This window comes from Mycobacterium sp. NGS68, assembly GCF_059812195.1.
The window spans coordinates 90,337-108,802 of sequence record NZ_JCALCE010000015.1; the positions used below are offsets into that span (position 1 = coordinate 90,337).

The 18,466-nt window shown below is 67.8% G+C and carries 19 protein-coding genes and 1 pseudogene; 9 read left to right on the forward strand and 11 right to left on the reverse strand.

Going from position 1 to position 18,466, the window contains the following annotated elements:
* The first annotated feature begins 24 nt into the window (after positions 1-24).
* Both AC5Y5V_RS17865 and AC5Y5V_RS17870 read left to right on the forward strand, forming a co-directional pair.
* Positions 25-918, forward strand: coding sequence for a phosphoribosylaminoimidazolesuccinocarboxamide synthase (locus AC5Y5V_RS17865; protein ID WP_499937909.1), 894 nt, complete (start codon positions 25-27; stop codon positions 916-918).
* Complete coding sequence (locus AC5Y5V_RS17870; RefSeq protein WP_499937911.1) at positions 915-3,065, forward strand: S9 family peptidase; 2,151 nt, start codon at positions 915-917, stop codon at positions 3,063-3,065. Before AC5Y5V_RS17865 ends, AC5Y5V_RS17870 begins: the two co-directional genes overlap by 4 nt.
* Here the strand turns inward: AC5Y5V_RS17870 and AC5Y5V_RS17875 are convergent.
* A pseudogene (locus tag AC5Y5V_RS17875) lies at positions 3,000-3,440 on the reverse strand (DoxX family protein); the annotation flags it as partial. The gene AC5Y5V_RS17870 and the pseudogene AC5Y5V_RS17875 sit on opposite strands and share 66 nt — an antisense overlap.
* A gap of 93 nt (positions 3,441-3,533) precedes the next feature.
* Here AC5Y5V_RS17875 and AC5Y5V_RS17880 point away from each other — a divergent pair.
* Positions 3,534-4,097, forward strand: a complete 564-nt coding sequence (locus AC5Y5V_RS17880) for a TetR/AcrR family transcriptional regulator (RefSeq protein ID WP_499937914.1) — start codon at positions 3,534-3,536, stop codon at positions 4,095-4,097.
* 10 nt (positions 4,098-4,107) lie between these two features.
* On the opposite strand, the gene AC5Y5V_RS17885 is transcribed toward AC5Y5V_RS17880, so the two are convergent.
* On the reverse strand, positions 4,108-5,715 hold the full coding sequence (locus tag AC5Y5V_RS17885) for a DHA2 family efflux MFS transporter permease subunit (RefSeq protein ID WP_499937917.1): 1,608 nt from the start codon (positions 5,713-5,715) through the stop codon (positions 4,108-4,110).
* A 123-nt stretch (positions 5,716-5,838) separates the two neighbouring features.
* Between AC5Y5V_RS17885 and AC5Y5V_RS17890 the strand changes: the two genes are divergently transcribed.
* Both AC5Y5V_RS17890 and AC5Y5V_RS17895 read left to right on the forward strand, forming a co-directional pair.
* Entirely contained in the window at positions 5,839-6,543 is a 705-nt protein-coding gene (locus AC5Y5V_RS17890) for a DUF2334 domain-containing protein (protein ID WP_499937922.1), read from the forward strand.
* A gap of 27 nt (positions 6,544-6,570) precedes the next feature.
* Entirely contained in the window at positions 6,571-8,238 is a 1,668-nt protein-coding gene (locus AC5Y5V_RS17895; protein ID WP_499937926.1) for an FAD-binding dehydrogenase, read from the forward strand.
* A gap of 73 nt (positions 8,239-8,311) precedes the next feature.
* Here AC5Y5V_RS17895 and AC5Y5V_RS17900 read toward each other — a convergent pair whose 3' ends face one another.
* The gene (locus AC5Y5V_RS17900; RefSeq protein ID WP_499937931.1) at positions 8,312-8,950 is read right to left on the reverse strand and encodes an MBL fold metallo-hydrolase; all 639 of its coding nucleotides are present in this window, start codon (positions 8,948-8,950) and stop codon (positions 8,312-8,314) included.
* A 143-nt stretch (positions 8,951-9,093) separates the two neighbouring features.
* On the opposite strand from AC5Y5V_RS17900, the gene purS reads away from it, so the two are divergent.
* Both purS and purQ read left to right on the forward strand, forming a co-directional pair.
* On the forward strand, positions 9,094-9,336 hold the full coding sequence (gene purS / locus AC5Y5V_RS17905) for a phosphoribosylformylglycinamidine synthase subunit PurS (RefSeq protein WP_499937934.1): 243 nt from the start codon (positions 9,094-9,096) through the stop codon (positions 9,334-9,336).
* The gene (purQ, locus tag AC5Y5V_RS17910) at positions 9,333-10,007 is read left to right on the forward strand and encodes a phosphoribosylformylglycinamidine synthase subunit PurQ (protein ID WP_499937936.1); all 675 of its coding nucleotides are present in this window, start codon (positions 9,333-9,335) and stop codon (positions 10,005-10,007) included. The genes purS and purQ overlap by 4 nt, the downstream gene beginning before the upstream one ends.
* On the opposite strand, the gene AC5Y5V_RS17915 is transcribed toward purQ, so the two are convergent.
* The gene (locus AC5Y5V_RS17915; RefSeq protein WP_499937939.1) at positions 9,951-11,390 is read right to left on the reverse strand and encodes a WS/DGAT/MGAT family O-acyltransferase; all 1,440 of its coding nucleotides are present in this window, start codon (positions 11,388-11,390) and stop codon (positions 9,951-9,953) included. The genes purQ and AC5Y5V_RS17915 overlap by 57 nt on opposite strands.
* The gene (locus tag AC5Y5V_RS17920; RefSeq protein WP_499937943.1) at positions 11,390-12,469 is read right to left on the reverse strand and encodes an NAD-dependent epimerase/dehydratase family protein; all 1,080 of its coding nucleotides are present in this window, start codon (positions 12,467-12,469) and stop codon (positions 11,390-11,392) included. Before AC5Y5V_RS17920 ends, AC5Y5V_RS17915 begins: the two co-directional genes overlap by 1 nt.
* Positions 12,470-12,617: 148 nt before the next feature.
* Here AC5Y5V_RS17920 and AC5Y5V_RS17925 point away from each other — a divergent pair, with 148 nt between their 5' ends.
* Complete coding sequence (locus AC5Y5V_RS17925) at positions 12,618-13,427, forward strand: lysophospholipid acyltransferase family protein (RefSeq protein ID WP_499937947.1); 810 nt, start codon at positions 12,618-12,620, stop codon at positions 13,425-13,427.
* A 13-nt stretch (positions 13,428-13,440) separates the two neighbouring features.
* Here AC5Y5V_RS17925 and AC5Y5V_RS17930 read toward each other — a convergent pair whose 3' ends face one another.
* On the reverse strand, positions 13,441-13,920 hold the full coding sequence (locus AC5Y5V_RS17930) for a hypothetical protein (protein ID WP_499937951.1): 480 nt from the start codon (positions 13,918-13,920) through the stop codon (positions 13,441-13,443).
* 221 nt (positions 13,921-14,141) lie between these two features.
* On the opposite strand from AC5Y5V_RS17930, the gene AC5Y5V_RS17935 reads away from it, so the two are divergent.
* Positions 14,142-14,540 carry a VOC family protein gene (locus AC5Y5V_RS17935; RefSeq protein ID WP_499937954.1) on the forward strand — a complete coding sequence of 133 codons (399 nt, stop codon included), beginning with the start codon at positions 14,142-14,144 and terminating at the stop codon, positions 14,538-14,540.
* Between the two features lie 24 nt (positions 14,541-14,564).
* Here the strand turns inward: AC5Y5V_RS17935 and AC5Y5V_RS17940 are convergent, their stop codons facing one another.
* From AC5Y5V_RS17940 to AC5Y5V_RS17960, 5 genes are all read right to left on the reverse strand, one after another.
* The gene (locus AC5Y5V_RS17940; protein ID WP_499937956.1) at positions 14,565-15,020 is read right to left on the reverse strand and encodes a cupin domain-containing protein; all 456 of its coding nucleotides are present in this window, start codon (positions 15,018-15,020) and stop codon (positions 14,565-14,567) included.
* 132 nt (positions 15,021-15,152) lie between these two features.
* Positions 15,153-15,836, reverse strand: a complete 684-nt coding sequence (locus tag AC5Y5V_RS17945; RefSeq protein ID WP_499937958.1) for a haloacid dehalogenase type II — start codon at positions 15,834-15,836, stop codon at positions 15,153-15,155.
* A gap of 79 nt (positions 15,837-15,915) precedes the next feature.
* Complete coding sequence (locus AC5Y5V_RS17950) at positions 15,916-16,977, reverse strand: zinc-binding alcohol dehydrogenase family protein (RefSeq protein WP_499937960.1); 1,062 nt, start codon at positions 16,975-16,977, stop codon at positions 15,916-15,918.
* Positions 16,978-17,098: 121 nt separating this feature from the next.
* Positions 17,099-17,755 (reverse strand): TetR/AcrR family transcriptional regulator, encoded by a 657-nt coding sequence (locus tag AC5Y5V_RS17955; RefSeq protein ID WP_499937964.1) that lies wholly within the window; start codon positions 17,753-17,755, stop codon positions 17,099-17,101.
* A complete protein-coding gene (locus AC5Y5V_RS17960) occupies positions 17,748-18,431 on the reverse strand; it encodes a TetR/AcrR family transcriptional regulator (protein ID WP_499937968.1) in 684 nt (227 codons plus the stop codon). Before AC5Y5V_RS17960 ends, AC5Y5V_RS17955 begins: the two co-directional genes overlap by 8 nt.
* Between the last annotated feature and the right edge of the window lie 35 nt (positions 18,432-18,466).

The window sequence follows — 18,466 nt, forward strand, 5'->3', positions numbered from 1 at the left end:
CAGCCTGCCGGATAGGCTGGCGCGATGCGTCCCGCTTTGTCCGATTACCAGCATTTGGCCAGCGGCAAGGTCCGCGAGATCTACCGCGTCGATGAGGACCACCTGTTGCTGGTCGCCTCGGACCGGATCTCGGCCTACGACTACGTCCTGGACAGCACCATCCCCGACAAGGGCCGCATCCTGACCGCGATGAGCGTGTTCTTCTTCGGCCTCGTCGACGCACCGAACCACCTGGCCGGTCCGCCGGACGACCCGCGAATTCCCGACGAGGTGCTGGGCCGGGCGCTGCTCGTGCGGCAGCTCGAGATGTTTCCGGTGGAATGTGTGGCGCGGGGGTATTTGACCGGCTCCGGGCTGCTGGACTACCAGTCGACCGGGAAGGTCTGCGGAATCGCGCTGCCCCCGGGGCTGGTCGAGGCCAGCAAGTTCGACTCCCCGCTGTTCACGCCGGCGACCAAGGCGGCGCTCGGAGACCACGACGAGAACATCTCGTTTGCCCGCGCGATCGAGCTGGTGGGCACGGTGCACGCCAATCAGCTGCGCGACCGCACGTTACAGATCTACGTGCAGGCCGCCGATCACGCGCTGAGAAAGGGAATCATCATCGCCGACACCAAGTTCGAGTTCGGCGTCGATCCCGACGGCAACATCCTGCTGGCCGACGAAATCTTCACACCGGACTCGTCGCGGTACTGGCCCGCCGACGAATACCGGCCGGGCGTGGTGCAGAACAGCTTCGACAAACAGTTCGTCCGTAACTGGCTCACCAGCCCCGCCTCCGGCTGGGACCGCGGCGGAACGAAGCCGCCACCACCGCTCCCGGACGACATCATCGACGCCACCCGGGACCGGTATATCAACGCCTACGAACGCATTTCGGGCCTGAGCTTCGACGACTGGATCGGGCCGGGCGCGTGACGGACACACCGGTGCCGCCGGTCGCCAAACGCGTCGACACCAGGCGTGAGTACCACGGCGACGTCTTCATCGACCCGTACGAATGGCTGCGGGACAAGGACAATCCCGAAGTGATCGCGTACCTCGAGGCCGAGAACGACTACGCCGACCAGACGACCGCGCACCTCGAACCGCTGCGGCAGAGCATCTTCGACGAGATCAAGGCGCGCACCAAAGAAACCGACCTGTCCGTGCCGGTCCGCCAGGGCGACTGGTGGTACTACGGTCGCACCTTTGAGGGAAAGCAGTACCGCGTCCAGTGCCGCTGTCCGGTCAGCGATCCCGACGACTGGGACCCGCCAATTCTGGACGAGAACACCGAGATCCCCGGCGAGCAGATCCTGCTCGACTCCAACGTCGAGGCCGAGGGCCACGAATTCTTCGCCCTCGGTGCCTGCCTGGTCAGCCTGGATGGCCACCTGCTCGCGTACTCGGTGGACGTTCTCGGCGACGAGCGATACACGCTGCGATTCAAGGACTTACGCACCGGTGAGCTGTTCCCCGACGAGCTCACCCCGATCGGCGCCGGGGTGACCTGGGCCGCCGACAACCGGACCGTGTACTACACGACGCTGGACGAGGCCCGGCGTCCCGACAAGGTGTGGCGCTACCGACTCGGCGCGGGTGAATCGTCGGAGCAGGTGTATCACGAGCCCGACGAACGGTTTTGGCTCGCGGTGGGGCTCACCCGAAGCGAAGACTACGTCCTCATCTCCGCGGGATCGGCCATCACGTCGGAATACCGTTACGCCGACGCGGCCGACCCCGAGGCGCAGTTCACCGTCGTGTTGCCGCGACGGGACGGTGTCGAGTACTCGATCGAGCACGCGGTGGTTGGTGGCGAGGACCGATTCCTGATCATGCACAACGACGGTGCGGTGAACTTCACCCTCGTCGAGGCGCCCGTCAGCGACCCGACTCGGCAGCGCACCCTGATCGCGCACCGCGACGACGTGCGCCTCGATTACGTGGACGCCTTCGCGCGCCACCTGGTGGTCAGCTACCGGCGCGAGGCGCTGCCGCGGATCCAGCTGTGGCCCGTCGGCGACGACGGCAACTACGCTGAGCCCGAGGAGATCTCGTTCGACTCCGAGCTGACGTCGTCCGGCGTGAGCGCCAACCCGAACTGGGACTCGCCCAAGCTGCGGATCCGGGCGGGCTCGTTTATCACGCCGTCGCGCGTCTATGACCTCGACCTGAACACCGGCGAACGCACGCTGCTGCGCGAGCAACCCGTACTCGGCGACTACCGGCCGTCGGACTACGTCGAGCGGCGCGACTGGGCGCGCGCCGAGGACGGCACCCTGATCCCGCTGTCGATCGTGCATCGCGTCGGCACCGAATTTCCGGCGCCGGCATTGCTGTACGGCTACGGTGCCTATGAGATCTGCACTGACCCGGCTTTTTCCATCGCCCGGCTGTCGCTGCTGGATCGCGGCATGGTGTTCGTCGTCGCCCACGTTCGGGGCGGCGGCGAGATGGGCAGGCTTTGGTACGAGCACGGCAAGCTGCTGAAGAAGCGGAACACCTTCACCGACTTCGTTGCGGCGGGAAGGCATCTGGTGGACTCCGGACTCACCCGGCCGCAGAAGCTGGTGGCTCTGGGCGGCAGCGCCGGAGGTCTGCTGGTGGGCGCGGTGGCGAACCTGGCCCCCGACCTGTTCGCGGGGATACTCGCGCAGGTGCCCTTCGTCGACCCGCTGACCACCATCCTGGATCCCTCCCTGCCGCTGACCGTCACCGAATGGGACGAATGGGGAAACCCGTTGGAAGACAGCGGTGTCTACGCCTACATGAAGTCATACTCGCCGTACGAGAACGTCGAAGCCAAGCCGTATCCGGCAATCCTGGCGATGACGTCACTCAACGACACCCGGGTCTACTACGTCGAGCCGGCCAAATGGGTTGCCGCCCTGCGGCACACCAAGACCGACGACAACCCGGTGCTGCTCAAGACCCAGATGGCGGCCGGCCATGGTGGGGTCAGCGGCCGCTACAAAGCATGGAAGGAAACCGCGTACCAGTACGCCTGGCTGCTGGCCGCCGCCGACGGCGACCGCTACGGCCGCGGCCAGGAACGCGACCTCGAGGGCGGCGCGCAGGGATAGCCGCGTCGTCATCGACTTGGGCGGATTGGGCATCCGGGCCGCATAGACGTTGGCCGGGAACATCGCCAGCATCAGCACCAGCAGGCACCAGGCCGCGGCCACCCGGGTGGCGGGCAGCAGCAGGCCTACCGCGCCCAGCAACTCCAGCACGCCGGTGGCGGTGACCAGCAGGCCGCGCATGGGGAGGCGCGGCGGAACGATCGCGACGAGGTCGCGGCGCAACGGCGGTGCGAAATGCGCGGTGCCGGTCAGGACGAACATCGCGGCCAGTCCGACGGCGATCGCCGCGGGCCAGCTGTCGCAGTAGGCGACCCCAAACCATCCGACGATCCTGGCGGCGAGGCTACCCACCAGCAGCGCGATCACAGGAGCCATTTCCAGTTCCCCAATCTAGTCAGTGACAAGTTCGGGGATCACGTTAGGCTCGCCATCTAGCCACTGTCAAGTTCGAGGCGCTATGCTGGCGCCGTGAATCGCCCCGCCTACCACCACGGCGACCTGCGGGCCGTCATCCTGACCGAAGCCGCGCGCCTGGTTGCCGAGCGCGGCGCCGACCGTGTGTCGCTACGCGAATTGGCCCGGGACGCCGGCGTATCGCACGCCGCGCCCGCGCACCACTTCAGCGATCGGCGTGGCTTGTTCACCGCGCTGGCCACGGAGGGCTTTCGGCTGCTGGCCGAGGCGCTCGTCGCAGCGCGACCGCAATTTGCCGACGCGGCGGTGGCCTACGTCCGGTTCGCCATCACCCATCCGGGTCACTACCAGGTGATGTTCAACAAGTCGTTGCTCGACACGTCCGACGCGGAACTGGCCGCCGCCGAAGCCGCCGCCGGCGCCGAACTGTCACGCGGGGTGTCGACGCTGGCCGACCAGAACGCGCGTGCCGACCCGGCCGGCGCCGAGCTGGCGGCTTGGTCGCTGGTGCACGGGTTTTCGACGCTGTGGCTCAACGATGCCGTCAATCCCGAAGTGCGACGGGCAGATCCGATGGACACGGTGATGCGGATTGCGACGATGCTGTTCGAGGCCTAGGTTGCTCGCGCTACTGGGCGGCGGGGGTCTTCGGCAGAAAGGCCGCCGGGATGATGGTCGTCAGCACCAGGGCGACCGCCACCACGAACACCGTCGTGTAGGCGTGCGAAAGGTCGTGCAGCACATTGTCCGCAAAGCCGGGGGCGAGCGTCTGCCGGGGTACGGCCGACGGGTCGACTGAACCGCCACTGGCCGCGGCCCTTTGTTGCAGGGCGGCAAGTTTGTTTGCCGCACTGATGTTTTCGCTGCGGTTGAACTGGTTGGTCAGGATCATCGACATCAGCGCGGTTCCCATCGAGCCGCCCACCTGCTGGCTGACACTGATCAGCGTCGTACCACGCGCAATCTGATGCGGCGCCAATGCCTGCACCGACGCCACGGACAGCGGCATCATGGTGCACCCCATGCCCAGGCCCATGATCGTCAACCCGATCAACAGGGTGGGCACGTACGCGGCCTGCCGGGCCACGCCGAAAGCGAACGTGCCCAGGCCCGCGGTGATCAGCGCGATGCCGACCAGCACGATCTTGCCCGGACCCTGCCGGTCGACCAGCGGGCCGGTCAGTCGCATGGTCAGCATCGCGCCGAGTCCCTGGGGGATCATGTGCAGCCCGGCCTGCATCGGCGTGTGGTGCAGCACCTGCTGGAGGTAGCTCGGCAGTACCAGGCACGCACCGAAGAAGGCAACGGCGAACACCACCATCGTCACGTTGGCCTGGGTGAGCACCGGGTTGCCGAACAGCCGCAAATCGATGAGTGGGTGATCCGCTCGGCGCCATGCATGCACCACGAACGCGGCGATCAGCGCCAGCCCGATCCCCGCCGGGATCAGCACGTGGCGATCGGCCACCGTCCCGCGGCCCGGGATGGAAGACACCGCAAACAGGAACGTCGCGAGTCCGGGGGAGAGCAGCAGCCCACCGACGACGTCGAACGTCTCCGACCGCGCCGGGTGATCCTTCGCGAAGACGATGGCCGCGAGGGCGATGGTGGCGAGCCCGAACGGCAGGTTGATCAGGAAGATCCACCGCCAGCTCGAGGTGCCGATGAGCCAGCCGCCCAGGATCGGGCCGCCGATGGGGGCGAGCAGCATCGGGATGCTCAGGATCGACATCAGCCGCCCGAGTCGGCGGGGGCCGGCCTCGCGGGTCAGGATCATGAAACTCAGCGGCAGCAGCATGCCGCCGCCGATGCCCTGAATTACCCGGAAAATGATGAGCTGCAGGATGTTCGCCGCCGCCGCGCACAACAGCGAGCCGAGCGTGAACGCCAGCACCGAGCCCATGAAGAGGCGCTTGGTGCCGAACCGGTCGGCGGCCCAGCCGGTCACCGGGATCACGGTGGCCAGCGCGAGCGTGTAGCCCGTCATCGTCCAGCCCACGACGGCCTGCGTCGAGCCGAACTGATCGATGAAGGTGCGCTGCGCGACGCTGACGACGGTGACGTCCAGGATCGCCATCACGGTGGCCAGGATGCATACCCCGGAGATCCGCAACAGTCTGGCGTCGAGCTTGTCCGGACAGACCGGTGCACCCGCCCCTGACTGCAGGGTGGGGGTGGTGAGCGGCGGGGCGTCGGCCGCTGCGGAACGGGCCTCGTCCATGGCGTTGCTTAGCATATCGAACCGTTTTTGCGCGGCGCCGCTGGCGGCGGTTTGCCACAACTGTGAAGCGGCTGTATATACGCCTGCCGTCTGCGTGTCCTTCACCGTCCCGACATCTGGAATCGGCACACTGCGAGTGTGTCTGGAAAACTGATCGTCTCGGTCTCGGGGATAGGGGAACGCACTCTGTCCGACGTCGAGGCGTTTTGTGCGCAGATGGACGCCCGCTCCGTGCCGGTGTCGTTGCTGGTGGCTCCCCGCCTGTCGGGTGACTACCGCCTGGACGACGACCCGCGCACCGTCGAGTGGCTGTCGAGCCGCCGCTTCGGTGGGGACGCGATTGTTCTGCACGGCTACGACGACGCGGCCACCAAGAAGCGGCGCGGCGAGTTCGCCATGCTGCGCGCGCACGAGGCCAACCTGCGGCTGACGGCCGCCGACCGGGTGCTCGAGCACCTCGGGTTGCGCACCCGGCTCTTCGCGGCGCCGGGCTGGGTGGTGTCGCCAGGTGTAGTGAAAGCATTGCCGCGGAATGGCTTTCGGTTGCTTGCGGACCTGCACGGGGTCACCGACCTGGTGCGCCACACCACGGTGCGCACCCGCGTGCTGGGGATCGGCGAAGGCTTCCTGACGGAGCCGTGGTGGTGCCGAATGGTGGTGCTGTCCGCCGAGCGGATCGCCCGGCGTGGCGGCGTGGTGCGGGTGGCGGTCGCCGCCCGGCAGCTGCGCAAGCCCGGCCCGCTGCAGGCAATGCTGGACGCCGTCGACCTGGCATGCATGCACGGCTGCACGCCGACCGTGTACCAGTGGCAGCCCGATAAGGCCAATCTCGACGCCGCCTGATCGCGGGGGTAATTACCCTGTACCGACATGGGCGATTCTTCGGGCGCAGGGTTCGACGCTGACGTCATCGTTGTCGGAGCGGGCCTCGCGGGTCTGGTAGCGGCCTGCGAGTTGGTGGAGCGCGGTTTGCGCGTGCTGATCCTGGACCAGGAGAACAGCGCCAACCTCGGTGGGCAGGCATTCTGGTCGTTCGGCGGGCTGTTCTTCGTCGACAGCCCCGAGCAACGCAGGCTCGGCATCCGCGACAGCCACGAACTGGCGTTGCAGGACTGGCTCGGAACGGCGGGCTTCGATCGCCCGGAAGACCATTGGCCGCGACAGTGGGCGCACGCGTACGTCGATTTCGCGGCCGGCGAGAAGCGCTCGTGGCTGCATGCCCGGGGGGTGCAGATCTTCCCGTTCGTGGGCTGGGCCGAGCGCGGCGGCTATGACGCCCGAGGACACGGCAATTCGGTTCCGCGCTTCCACATCACGTGGGGTACCGGGCCCGCCTTGGTCGAAGTATTCGCGCGTCGGCTGCGGGACCGTTCGACGGTGCGCTTCGCCCATCGCCACCAGGTCGACGAGTTGATCGTCGAGTCCGGCGCCGTGACGGGCGTCCGCGGCACGGTGCTTGAGCCGTCGACCGAACCACGCGGCGTGCCCTCGTCACGAAAGGCGCTGGGCCAATTCGAATTCCGGGCCTCCGCTGTGATCGTCACCAGCGGCGGCATCGGGGGCAACCACGAGCTGGTGCGCAAGAACTGGCCGAAGCGGATGGGCCGCGTCCCCGAGCAGATGCTGTGCGGGGTGCCGGCCCACGTCGACGGCCGGATGATCGGCATCTCCCAAGAGGCCGGCGCGCGGGTGATCAACCCCGACCGGATGTGGCACTACACCGAGGGCATCACCAACTACGACCCGATCTGGCCGAGCCATGGCATCCGGATCATCCCGGGCCCGTCGTCGCTGTGGCTGGATGCGGCCGGCAAGCGTCTGCCGGTTCCGCTTTATCCCGGCTTCGACACCCTCGGCACGTGGGAGTACATCATCAAATCCGGCTCTGACTACACGTGGTTCGTGTTGAACGCCAAGATCATTGAGAAGGAGTTCGCGCTTTCCGGGCAGGAGCAGAACCCCGACCTGACCGGGCAGAGCGTGGTGCAGTTGCTGCGGTCGCGGGTTCGGTCCGGCCCGCCGGGGCCGGTGCAGGCCTTCGTCGACCGGGGCGTGGACTTCGTCAGCGCACATTCGTTGCGCGAGTTGGTGACCGGCATGAACAAGTTGCCCGACGTGGTGCCGCTGGATTACGCGACCGTGGAAGCCGAGGTCACCGCGCGGGACCGCGAGGTGGCCAACAGGTTCAGCAAGGACGGCCAGATCACCGCGATCCGGGCCGCCCGCGGGTATCTGGGCGACCGGTTCACCCGCGTGGTGGCGCCGCACCGCTTGACCGACCCGAAGGCGGGGCCGTTGATCGCCGTCAAGCTGCACATCCTGACTCGAAAGACGCTCGGCGGCATCGAAACCGACCTGGACTCGCGGGTGCTCAAGGACGACGGCACGCCGTTGGCCGGGTTGTATGCGGCCGGCGAGGTCGCCGGGTTCGGCGGCGGCGGGGTGCATGGCTACCGCGCGCTGGAGGGCACCTTCCTGGGCGGGTGCATCTTCTCGGGGCGGGCGGCCGGCCGTGGTGCGGCGAGCGACATCAAGTAGGGCGACCCCTTCCACGAGCAGACGCAAAAGCCCCTCATTTCGGTACGAATGGGGGCTTTTGCGTCTGCTCGGCCTAGAAGGTGACGCCGTTCTCCTCGGGAAGGACCTGGAAGTCGGTGGTGGTCATCTCGGTGAGCCGGCCGTAGTAGATACCCCTGGCCTCGGGGGCGACGACGCCCTGATGGATGGGCACCGCGCGGGCCGGGGCCACCGCGCGCAGATAGTCGACGGCCTCGGAGATCTTCATCCAGGGCGCCGCCGCGGGCGTGGCCAACACGTCCACCGGCTCGTCGGGAACGAACAGCGCGTCACCGGGATGCATCAGCCGCGCCGGATGTTCGCCGTCGCCGACCAGATACGAGATGTTGTCTATGACAGGGATTTCCGGATGGATCACCGCGTGCCGGCCCCCGACGGCCCGCAGTGTCAGCTCCCCGACCGGCAGCGTGTCGCCGACCCGCACCGCCTGGCACGGCGCGCCCAGCTGCTCGGTAGTCTGCGGGTCGGCGTAGAGCACCGCGTTCGGATTGCCCTCGAGCAGCGCCGGCAGTCGGCTGACGTCCACGTGATCCGGATGCTGATGGGTTATCACGATCGCGGACAGGCCGGTGAGTCCCTCGAAGCCGTGCGCGAAGGTGCCGGGATCGAAGAGCAACCTGGTGTTGCCGAAGTCCGCGAGCAAGCAGGAATGGCCGAAATGCGTCAGTTGCATAGGTTCGATTGTGCACGCGTCGGGCGGCGCGACACCGCCCGCCGGTAGAGTTGGCGCCGACCCTGTGCCCGGTTCCTTAACTCGCGCCGCTTCGGCGCTCGTTGTCACCGGGCGTAGCAATCGGATCTTGAGGAGGAGTGCCGGTGGCCCGGGTGGTCGTGCACGTGATGCCCAAGGCGGAGATTTTGGACCCGCAGGGTCAGGCGATTGTCGGTGCGTTGGGCCGGCTCGGTCATCCGGGCATCTCAGATGTCCGTCAGGGCAAGAGATTTGAGTTAGAGGTCGACGACACCATCGACGACTCGACGCTCGCCGAGATCGCCGAGTCGCTGTTGGCGAACACCGTCATCGAGAACTGGACGATCACCCGGGAAGCGCAGCAGTGACCGCCCGGATCGGCGTCATCACCTTCCCCGGCAGCCTCGACGATGTGGATGCCGCGCGCGCGGCCCGACTGGTGGGTGCCGAGGCGGTCAGCCTCTGGCACGCTGACGCCGACCTGAAGGGCGTCGACGCGGTGGTGGTGCCGGGCGGGTTCTCCTACGGGGACTACCTGCGGGCGGGCGCGATCGCCCGCTTCGCGCCGCTGATGGGTGAGGTGGTCGCCGCCGCGGGACGCGGGTTGCCGGTCTTAGGCATCTGCAACGGTTTTCAGGTGTTGTGCGAGGCCGGGCTGCTGCCCGGTGCGCTGACCCGCAACGCCGGCCTGCACTTCATCTGCCGGGACGTATGGTTGCGGGTTACGTCGACGTCGACGGCGTGGACCTCGCGCTTCGAGCCGGACGCCGACCTGCTGGTGCCGCTGAAGTCCGGCGAAGGGCGCTACGTGGCGCCCGCCAAGGTGCTCGACGAGCTCGAGGGTGAGGGCCGCGTAGTGTTCCGCTACCACGACAACGTCAACGGCTCGCTGCGCGATATCGCCGGGATCAGCTCGGCCAACGGTCGCGTCGTCGGGCTGATGCCGCACCCCGAGCACGCCACCGAAGCGCTAACCGGCCCCTCAGACGACGGACTCGGCCTGTTCTACTCCGCCCTCGACGCCGTGTTGGCGGCCTGAGTCGATCACCCGGTAAATGCCTGCGGCGCTGCGTAATTCCGCGAACGCGGACTTCAGTGCGTCGGTGGCGTCGTGCGGGTCGTCGAACGTCTGGTCGTCGGTGAGCACCGCGATGCCGAGCTGGTCGGCGTAACTCCACACGGTGATGTTGACGGGCGCGCCGGGGGATAGCACGCCGGTCGAGTAGATTTCGCTGACCGACGCGCCCGCGAACTGGCCACGCTCGCGCGGGCCCATGACGCTGGACACGGCGACGTTCATCAGCTTGTTCGGTGCGTCGCGCCGGCCGAGCCACCGAAACGCGGCCGGCGCGATCGCCGGCGGCAGATAGGCCATCATGCGGGCGTAGAGACGCGGGCCGAGGATTTCGTGGTCCTCCTTGGCGATCCGGCTCGCCAGCGCGACCAGCCGCGCCCGTTCGACGGCGTCGGGGACGTGGACCGGCAGGGACACCATCAGGCCGCTGATCTCGTTGCCGGTCACCCGGTCCGACTTGTCGGTGGCCGTGGGCACCGAGGCGATCAGCGGACGGTCGGCGCTGCCGTCGTAGTCCAACAGCAGCCTGCGCAATCCGCCGGCCGCGATGGTCAGGATCAGGTCGTTGAACGTCACGCCGAGCGCCCTGGCGGTGGCCTTGACGTCGGCCAGCGGCAACGACGCGGTAGCGAACCGGCGCTGGGGCGACACCACGTGGTTGAGGAACGTCGGTGGCGCGTCCAGCCCGCCCGCCAGGTCGGGGTGCTGCCCACGCTGCCTGGCCCGCCGGCGTACCCGCGTCATCCCCAGCGCGGCGTCGCGGAGTAGGCGGGGCAGCCCGGCGATCTGGCGGACGTGGTCGCGGCCGGCGGAACGCACCAGCTCGACGGCCGTTGGGACTTCCTCGGCGCGGTCGCAGGCAACCTCGGCCACGTCGGTCAGATCCATCGCCCGTTCCAGCAGGTTCGCCGAGGCGACGCCGTCGGCCAGCGCGTGGTGCACCTTGCCGATCAGCGCGAACCGGTTGCCGGCCAACCCCTCGGCGAAGTGGAACTCCCACAGTGGGCGGTCGCGGTCCAGCGGCGTGGAGGCGACGCGCCCGATGGCCTCGTCCAGCTCGCGCCGACCGCCGGGGGCGGCTACCTGGATCCGTCGCACGTGGTAGTCCAGGTCCACGTCGCAGTCCTGGCGCCACATCGGATGATGCAGCCGCCAGGGGACGCGGACAAGTCGGTAGCGCAGCGGTTCCAGCACGTGCAGCCGGGCGCGGATGTGCTCGCGGAAGGCCTCGAACCCGAAGCCGGGGACGTCGGCGGCATCGATCACCGCGACTTTCAGCGTGTGCGTATGCAGGTTCGGCGTCTCGCTGTAGATCAGCATGGCGTCCATGCCGTTGAGTCGTTGCATCAGACTGTCAGGCTCTCTGTGACGTCGGGACGCGGGTCGCCCAGCCGAGACCCGAGGGCACCCCAGGGGTCCGCGTAGCGCCCCGGCGCATCCCGGTAGGCGGCGCGACGCCCGAGCACGAAACGGGCGAGCGGCGCTACCAACCGCATCGGGTAGCGCCGCCACCCGGCGGCGGCGCGCATCTCCGCGAGCATCGCCGGCCAGCTGTGTTGCTGGAAGGAGAGGGCCTCCTGGGCGCGGGTGGTGTCCATCCAGTCGGTGACGAACCAGTCCTCGTCGCTGTCCGGGTCCCCGGGCCGGCCCTCGGGCAACACGTCGACCAGGCCCCTGGCCGCGGCCAGCGCCTTGCCGACGTCGCCCTGCCGCAGCAAGTGCGACTCGTCGCCGCCGATCAGTAGGATTTCGCCGACCACATCGGCCGTCGTCGCGGCGGAGAATGCGGCGGCGACGTCGCGGACGTCGACGCTGTGCATGCGCCCGTCGGTGGGCAGCGCACTCTCGAAGAACAGGGCGTCGAGGCTGAAGGGCATGGCGCCCGGGTCGACGCTCATCACCCCGCCGAGTCGCAGTACCACCCACGGCAGGTCGGAGGACCGGACGTGCTCCTCGGCCTCGGCCTTGTGCGCGCCGTAGAGATCCGACGGTCGCAGCGGGGTGTCGTCGCGCAGCAACTCGGGGTGCCGATGCGGGTTGCGGGCGCCGTGCACGGCGTTGCTGGAGGCCTGGACGAAGCGCGGCGGCGGCTGGCACGACTCCGCCGCGCGCAACAGCGTCACGGTGGCGTCGACGTTCACGCGGCGCGCCAGTTCGTGTTGGCGATAGATCACCGGTGGTATGACGGCCGCCAGGTGGACGATCACGGTCGGCGACGTATCGGCCAGCAGGGTGTGGACCTGAGCCGCGTCGGTGAGGTCTGCCCACCGCGCTTCGACACCGTCGGGCAGCGACAGCGCTGCCTTGCGCTGCGCCTCGGTGCCGAGGTCGGTGGCGACCACCCGGTGGCCGTCCGCCGCGAGCCGACGCACGGTCTGCGACCCGACCAGCCCAAATCCGCCCGTGACAAGAACCTTCTCGGTCATCGCTTACCTCGCTGTGGGATTTGTCCACTCAAAGTGGATATGGCATTCTCTTAATTAGAGAGTACCGTATCCTCTACGTATGTAGAGACTCCGACAAGGTAATCTTCATCACGCCGGCCGCGAGGCACGCAGACACTCGGAGTGAGCCATGGGGGATACGCCTGACAACCACGCAATCGCCAAGTGGGATCCGACGTTCACCAGGCAAGTCGCGACCGCGGGCGGGGCGGTGGTGAAGCGCTGGTTTCGCGCCGAGGTCCGCAATACCGACAACGTCCCGCCGCTCGGCGGAGCGTTGCTGGTGTCCAACCACTCGGGCGGCATGGCCACCCCCGACGGCTTCATCTACGTGCCGCCGCTCTATGACCGGTTCGGATATCAGCGCCCGATTTACGTCTTGGCGCACTACGGGCTGCTCAAGCTGACCGGTCCACTGCGCAGATACCTGTTGCGCCTCGGGGTCATCGACGCGACCCGGGAGAATGCCGCCGCGGCGCTGAATTCGGACGCGCTGGTGCTGGTGTTCCCGGGCGGCGAATACGACTCGTTCCGGCCCACGGTGGGTGCCAACAAGGTCGACTTCAACGGCCACACGGGTTACGTCAACACCGCCATCGAAGCCGGTGTGCCGATCGTGCCGATGGTGTCGATCGGCGGACAGGAAACCCAGCTGTTTTTGGCCCGCGGCAGCGAGCTTGCCAGCCGGCTCGGCCTGACCAAGCTCCGGCTGAACGTGCTGCCGTTGAGTTTCGGGTTCCCGTTCGGGCTGACGCCGATCGTGCCGGCGAATTTCCCGCTGCCGGCCAAGATCGTCACCGAGGTGCTCGAGCCGATCGACATCGCCGCGCGCTTCGGCGACGATCCCGACGTCGACGAGGTCGACGCCTACGTGCGGTCAGTGATGCAGCGCGCCCTCGACCGGTTGGCCCGGCAACGCCGCTTCCCCTTCCTGGGCTGAAGACCGGAGGGGCTCAGCCGGCGTCACGCAGCAGCGGTTCTTGCGGCGCGGGCAGCTCCGCGACCGGCGTCAGCTCGGCGAACAGTTCCGTCGCGACCGCGAGGATGTGGTCCACGTACGACGCGAAATCGTCGAACGGGATGCGGTCGACGATCCGGCGCAGCCCGCTGGCGTAGACGCCGATGCGCTGCGGGTCCGACGATCCGTGCACGACCGCGATGACCGGGCGGTTCTGTTGGTTCCACTCGTCGGCGACTTGCTCCAGCCGGGCATCCTCGGCGACGGGAAAGAAGCAGGCCGGAGTGATGCGGATCGTGAAGACGTCGGAGTGCCAGCGGGAGATCCCGAGGTGTACGTGCAGCCGGTGCGGGTGGGCGTTGGCGACGAAGAAGTACTCGCCGTCGTGCTGACCGCGGAAGTACCGGCGCCCACGGGTGCGCAGGTAACGTTCGATCAGGTCGGTACCCAGGGGCTCACCCGGTTGCAGCGTCATGGTGGAAATGCTCCCGCCCGCGCCTTTGCGAATCCTTGGAGCCGAGCTACGGCGAATCGAAGAATCTCTTGAGAATTTGCTGAGTGACAGGCGCTGTCACACAACCGGATCGAAGAGTCCAAGCGACCAGGGCTTTCGGGTTGCTATGGTCCGCTTACCCAGCGTGCCGCCGCCCACCTCGCCGGCGCGCTGGCCGCACAGAATGGTTGGGAGGTTGACCCATGGTCTTCACGGTCGAGCGGTTGGACCACGTTGTGGTGAACTGCCGGGATGTCGGTGCCACCGCGGCGTGGTACGAACGCGTCCTCGGCATGACGCGGGAGACCTTCGGCCCGACCGCGCGGACCGCGCTTCGGTTCGGCAATCAGAAGATCAACCTGCGCCCTGTCGGCGCTGAGGCGCAGGACCCCGACTGGGTCACCGGGTCCGTCGAAGCGGCGGGTTCTGAAGACCTGTGTTTCGTCACGCGCGCGACGCCGGGCGAGGTGCGGGCGCACCTGGCCGCGTGTGGCGTCGACATCACCGACGGGCCGGTCGTCAGGACCGGCGCCCTAGGCTCCATGACGTCACACTATTGCCGCGACCCCGACGGGAACCTGATCGAGATCGCCGTGTACTGATCGGCCGCCATTCCGCGCTCGGCGTCAAAGCGGATACAGCCCCGGCAGGTTGACCACTATCGCTTCCTGCGTGCTGCGCGCGATCACCACCTCCGCCGGGTGGTCGGGGTCGGGGTTCTCCTCCCGATGCGGCAGGTACGGCGGGACGAAGATGTAGTCGCCGGGCCGCGCGGAGATCCGTACCTCTTGGGTACCGTCGTGAAACACGAACTGCGGGTTGCCGCTTCGCACATAGATCGCGGTTTCGGACTCGCCATGATGGTGGTTGGCCGACGCTGCCGCCGGGGCGACGTGCGTCTCACCCATCCAGAGCTTCTCGGCGCCGACGGACCGGCCGCTGAGCGCGGCGAAGCGTCGCATGCCGTCCGACTGCGCGGTGTCGGAGCTGATCTCCGACGCCGTGACGTGGTGCACCCGGTTGCGCGCCACCTGCGCGGCGGACTCGTCGAAGTCGGGATGGAATCCGTCCGCGGTCGCCATCAAAGTTCCTTCCCGCCACACCGCTACGGAATACGAATCGCGGTAGGCCTCAAGCAGTCTCAACCATAGTGCGCCGACGGTCGGAAAGCACGGTGCGCCGGGCCGCAGCCGAGCGCCGGCGACGGCCCGCAGTCATTGGCCCGTCAGCTGCACAGCGAGCTCACGCAGATCGCGCGCCACCAGGGTCGGTTGCGGCAGGCCCTCGACCGGCAGCGGTGGATTGCCCGGCCGGGTGATGAGCGCCGAGCTGAAGCCCACGCCCTGCGCGCCGAGGGTGTCCCACACGTGCGCGGCCACCATCATGCAATCCTCGGGTGCGAAGTCGAGTACCTGGCACACCTGCCGATAGACCGCCGGGGCCGGTTTGAATTCCCGGCAGGAATCCACACTCAGCTGATGCTCGAAATAGCCGGCCAGCCCGGCATTGTCGAGGGGCGTCGGCACGTCCGGATGATGCGGTGAATTGGTCAGGGTAACCAGGCGAAAACCATTGTCGCGCAATACTGCCAATCCTTCGCCGACATCGGGGTGGGCCGGCATGGTGCGCATCCGCTCGCGCAACCGGGCCACGTCGTCGTCGGTCACGTCCACCTGGTGCGCCGTGCCCAGCATGTGCAACACCCCTTGGCCGAGCGCGAAGAAGTCCACATAGTATCCAGCCAGCGTGGTGGCCATCGAGTACATGACGAGCTGGCCGAACCATTCCCGCAGCACCCGCTCATCGCCGAACAGCGTCCCGAAAAACGGTGCAATCGAGTCGATGTCGATCAGCGTCTCGTTCACGTCGAACACCAGCACTGACGGTCGAGCGTCCATAGTGTGTCCTCCCGGCCGTAGTTACGCGATCAGACACCATCAAAGCCGACGTTGCTGTGGACACCGCTCCGCTGCCATGTCAGTCCAGGACGACGACCATCTTGCCGCCGGCTTCGCCGGCTTCCATCACGCGATGCGCCTCCCGAATCTGATCGAACGCGAAGACGCGCGACGGCGTCGCGTTGAGCTCGCCGTCGGCCACCTGCCGGGCGATGTCCTGCAGCGGTACGTCGGAAAGCGGGAAGCCCGGTGCCCCGAACACGAAGCTGCCGAAGAAGTTCAGATTCACGCCGCTGGGCATGCGCAGCAGCGGGTTGAAGTCGCCGATCGGGTCAAGTCCGCCGAGCCAGCCCGCCAGGCACGCGGACCCATCCCGGCGCAGCATGTCCAGCGAGTCGAGGATGGTGCTGTTGCCCACCAGGTCGAGGACGGCGTCAACCTGCTTGGCTTCCGCGAGGTGGGCGGCCAGGTCGCGCCGTTCCAGCTCGACGCGCGACGCGCCAAGCTGCTCGAGCACGGGGATGCGCTGCTCGCTGCGCGCGGTGGCAATGACGCGCGCACCGACGGCGACCGCCAGCCGCAGCGCGGCCTGGCCGAACGACGAGGTTGCGCCGCGGAGGACCAGTGTCTGTCCGGGCTTCAGGTCGAGATTACGGAACAGGCAGGTCCAGGCGACCGCGTAGGTTTCCGGCAGAGCCGCCAATTGCGCCCAGGGCAAGTCCGATTCGATGCGCGCGACGTTCTGCGCACGCACCCGGGTGTATTCGGCATAGCTGCCGTTGACGGACCGCCCCAGGCCGCCCATCAACGCCGCCACCTTGGCGCCGACGGGAAACTCACCCCCGGGGCACGAGTCGACGACGCCGACGCATTCGATGCCGCTGACTTCCGCCGCTTCCGCCCATTCCCCGCGGCGCATGTGCACCTCGGCGTGGTTGAGGCCGAAGGCCTTGACCGCTATCACCACCTCGCCGTCCTTGGGCAGCGGCTTCGGGATGTCGGCGTAGACCAGTTTGTCCAGCCCGCCGAACCCGTCCAGGATGATCGCGCGCATGGTCTGTGTGCCGGACCGCTCACGCACCACCGCCGGCGAGGTGGGCAGCGCAGGAGTCGTCGTGTCTTTGCTGCTGACTGCGGTCATAGTCGTTGCCTTCCAATGCCATTGTTCGCCGTGAATCACTCTATTGGGTCGTTTGACCCAGTAATTATGGGCCAGATGACCCAGTTCTGTCCAGCGAGGAGGCGGGATTGGTCGGGCCGCGTCAGGATTTCGCGCGGCGCCGGCTCGTGCGGCGTTTCGGAAGCGCCGCGAACGACTCCACGTACTCCACGGCCGCGGTGACCGCGACCCGCAGCGGTTCGGCGTCACCGGTGGCGTGGGTGATCATCGCGCCGCCCTGGTGCGCGGCGACCAGTGACGCGGCCAGATGTCGAGGATCGGCTTCGGGCCGCAGCTCACCGCGGCGTCGCATCGCGGCGAGGCCGACGCGGAACAGTTCGAGCCACGCGTCGTATCCGGCGGAAAGGTCTTGGTGCACTTCGTCGTCGGCGTCGATCAGCTCGCCGGCCAGAGAGCCGTAGACGCATCCGCCCTGGCGGTACACGGTGTCGATGTCGGCGACGCAGGCGTCGGCCCAGGCCCGCAACGCCTCGAAGGTGTCAAGCGCGCCGAGTCGGGGTTGCGTGTGAAAGGTCACGACGTCGCCCCGCCGGTCGGCGATCACCTGGCGGATCAGATCGCGCTTGTCTCGGAAGTAATGCGACATCTGGGATCCGCCGACTCCGGCGGCCTTACGCACGTCGTCGATGCTGGTGTTGGCGATGCCACGCTCGAAGATCAGCCTGGCCGCGACGGCAACGATGCGCGCCCTGGTCGCCAGCCCCTTGCGGGTGAATCGCGATGCCCCGTCGTCAGACACGCTGTCGTCGCCGGGGTCGACGGGGTCGGCGCGCGGCCCGCTGGTCGGGATCGGTGGCGAACATGCGCAGGTAGTTCACCGCGAAGCGAATCGCGTCGGCGTGCGGCCATTCGGCCCGGTAGGTGTAAGCCAGCGTGCCGCCGCCTTGGTGGGCGCAGATGATCACCAGCGCCAGTTTGTGGGGGTCAGCCCCGGGCACCAGGATCCCGTTGTCCTTCATTCGCTGGATCGACTGTGCCAGTAGCTCGGTCCATTGCCGGTAGCCCTCCGCCAGCGTCGCCCGGGTCGCGTCGTCGGACTTCACCAGCTGCGCGGTCAGGGCATGGTAGGTAGGTGTGCCGGTGTATCCGATGCGCCTGAGGTAGCGCAGGTTGAGGTCGAGCCATCGCTCGAAGTCGTCGAAGGAGTCCAGGTTCCCCAGCCGCGGCTGGCGGTGAAAGTCCAGCACCACGCCGACCTGGTGCGTGACCACCGCCCGCACGAGGTCGCTCTTGTCGGCGAAATAGTGCGCGAGCTGCGAGCCGCTCACCGAGGCCGCCTTGCGCACGCGGTCCATGTTGAAGGCGGCGAGACCCTCGGTGACGATCAGTGTGGCCGTCGCCTGCACGATTCGATCGCGGGTGGCACGCCCTCTGGCGGTCAACCGCCTTTCGCTGCGGACGTCGGGATGGGCCATCGCGTCAGGCTAACGCGCTGGGACTCCGATTTATG

Coding starts and splice junctions, on each gene's coding strand:
- AC5Y5V_RS17865 (WP_499937909.1), top strand. CDS start 25: ATGCGTCCCGCTTTGTCCGATTACCAGCATTTGGCCAGCGGCAAGGTC.
- AC5Y5V_RS17885 (WP_499937917.1), bottom strand. CDS start 5,715: ATGCTAAGCAACGCCATGGACGAGGCCCGTTCCGCAGCGGCCGACGCC.
- AC5Y5V_RS17895 (WP_499937926.1), top strand. CDS start 6,571: ATGGGCGATTCTTCGGGCGCAGGGTTCGACGCTGACGTCATCGTTGTC.
- AC5Y5V_RS17900 (WP_499937931.1), bottom strand. CDS start 8,950: ATGCAACTGACGCATTTCGGCCATTCCTGCTTGCTCGCGGACTTCGGC.
- AC5Y5V_RS17915 (WP_499937939.1), bottom strand. CDS start 11,390: ATGCAACGACTCAACGGCATGGACGCCATGCTGATCTACAGCGAGACG.
- AC5Y5V_RS17920 (WP_499937943.1), bottom strand. CDS start 12,469: ATGACCGAGAAGGTTCTTGTCACGGGCGGATTTGGGCTGGTCGGGTCG.
- AC5Y5V_RS17925 (WP_499937947.1), top strand. CDS start 12,618: ATGGGGGATACGCCTGACAACCACGCAATCGCCAAGTGGGATCCGACG.
- AC5Y5V_RS17930 (WP_499937951.1), bottom strand. CDS start 13,920: ATGACGCTGCAACCGGGTGAGCCCCTGGGTACCGACCTGATCGAACGT.
- AC5Y5V_RS17935 (WP_499937954.1), top strand. CDS start 14,142: ATGGTCTTCACGGTCGAGCGGTTGGACCACGTTGTGGTGAACTGCCGG.
- AC5Y5V_RS17940 (WP_499937956.1), bottom strand. CDS start 15,020: ATGGCGACCGCGGACGGATTCCATCCCGACTTCGACGAGTCCGCCGCG.
- AC5Y5V_RS17945 (WP_499937958.1), bottom strand. CDS start 15,836: ATGGACGCTCGACCGTCAGTGCTGGTGTTCGACGTGAACGAGACGCTG.
- AC5Y5V_RS17950 (WP_499937960.1), bottom strand. CDS start 16,977: ATGACCGCAGTCAGCAGCAAAGACACGACGACTCCTGCGCTGCCCACC.
- AC5Y5V_RS17960 (WP_499937968.1), bottom strand. CDS start 18,431: ATGGCCCATCCCGACGTCCGCAGCGAAAGGCGGTTGACCGCCAGAGGG.